Genomic DNA, 400 nt, shown 5'->3' on the forward strand with positions numbered 1-400 from the left:
GAACCCACGTGGGCTTGCACCCTAACGGTTTTCAAGACCGCCCCGTTATGACCACTTCGGTACCTCTGCTGGAGCAGAAGACGGGATTTGAACCCGCGACCCTCGCCTTGGCAAGGCGATGCTCTACCACTGAGCCACTTCTGCATAAAATTGGTGCGGGTAAAGGGAGTCGAACCCCCACGTCGTAAGACACTAGATCCTAAGTCTAGCGCGTCTGCCAATTCCGCCATACCCGCACGGATATTTAGATAAAAAAAAATGGCGATCCAGAACGGGCTCGAACCGTCGACCTCCAGCGTGACAGGCTGGCGTTCTAGCCAACTGAACTACTGGACCGCATTTGGTGGGAGTAACAGGACTTGAACCTGTGACCCTCTGCTTGTAAGGCAGATGCTCTCCC

At 54.8% G+C, this 400-nt stretch carries 3 tRNA genes; all 3 read right to left on the reverse strand.

Going from position 1 to position 400, the window contains the following annotated elements:
• Window positions 1-69 precede the first annotated feature (69 nt).
• A tRNA-Gly gene (locus tag EZV73_RS28480) sits at window positions 70-144 on the reverse strand.
• Window positions 145-151: 7 nt separating this feature from the next.
• A tRNA-Leu gene (locus tag EZV73_RS28485) sits at window positions 152-236 on the reverse strand.
• Between the two features lie 23 nt (window positions 237-259).
• Window positions 260-336, reverse strand: a tRNA-Asp gene (locus EZV73_RS28490).
• Between the last annotated feature and the right edge of the window lie 64 nt (window positions 337-400).

The sequence above is a fragment of the Acidaminobacter sp. JC074 genome, from assembly GCF_022496765.1.
In the GTDB taxonomy this organism is placed as follows: domain Bacteria; phylum Bacillota; class Clostridia; order Peptostreptococcales; family Acidaminobacteraceae; genus JABXKX01.